General features: G+C 55.7%; 1 protein-coding gene. It reads left to right on the forward strand.

The genetic code is table 11. The features are described 5' to 3' along the window. A protein-coding gene (locus MXF20_RS23195; protein ID WP_325971643.1) for an IS3 family transposase occupies positions 1–1,040 on the forward strand; the annotation gives its coding sequence in 2 pieces (ribosomal slippage) (positions 1–178 and positions 178–1,040; 1,041 coding nt annotated over the 2 pieces). This gene is flagged as partial in the annotation. Between the last annotated feature and the right edge of the window lie 29 nt (positions 1,041–1,069).

Genomic DNA, 1,069 nt, shown 5'->3' on the forward strand with positions numbered 1-1,069 from the left:
CGTAAGCACGCCATTTCCGACGCCACGTTTTATACCTGGCGTAAGAAGTATGGCGGCATGGAGGTGCCTGAGGTTAAGCGCCTGAAGTCACTTGAGGAAGAGAACGCCAGACTCAGGAAGCTGCTCGCCGAGGCCATGCTGGATAAGGAGGCGCTTCAGGTGGCTCTTGGGCGAAAGTACTGACGACAGACCAGAAGCGCGAAGTCGTGGTGTTGATGTGTGATGCGACCGGTCTGTCGCAACGTCGTGCCTGCAGACTCACAGGTTTGTCCCTGTCGACCTGCCGCTATGACGCTCAGCGTCCGGCGGCTGATGCCCATTTATCAGGGCGCATTACTGAACTGGCACTGGAGCGCAGGCGCTTTGGCTACCGCCGCATATGGCAGTTACTGCGCCGTGAAGGGCTTCTGGTTAATCACAAGCGCGTGTACCGCCTTTATCATCTGAACGGGCTGGGCGTTAAACGCAGACGTCGTCGTAAAGGGCTTGCAACAGAACGTCTACCGCTGCTCCGCCCGGCGGCGCCCAACATGACCTGGTCGATGGATTTCGTCATGGACGCGCTGGCTACTGGTCGCAGGATCAAGTGCTTTACCTGCGTCGATGACTTCACAAAGGAATGCCTGACGGTCACTGTTGCCTTCGGGATTTCAGGCGTGCAGGTCACGCGTATTCTGGACAGCATTGCGCTGTTTCGCGGCTATCCGGCTACGATAAGAACCGATCAGGGCCCGGAGTTTACCTGCCGCGCGCTCGATCAGTGGGCCTTTGAGCATGGAGTGGAGCTGCGACTTATCCAGCCCGGCAAGCCGACACAGAACGGATTTATTGAGAGTTTTAACGGACGCTTTCGCGATGAATGCCTGAATGAAAACTGGTTCAGCGACGTCAGTCATGCCAGGAAAACCATCAGCGAATGGCGTCAGGATTATAACGAATGTCGTCCGCACTCCACGCTGAATTATCAGACGCCGTCTGAATTTGCAGCGAGCTGGAGAAAGGGTAATTCTGAGAGTGAAGGATCCGACATTACTAACTGAGTTTTGTATTTAATCCGGGGGGCAGGTCA

This window comes from Pantoea dispersa, assembly GCF_035783935.1.
Lineage (GTDB): Bacteria > Pseudomonadota > Gammaproteobacteria > Enterobacterales > Enterobacteriaceae > Pantoea > Pantoea dispersa_C.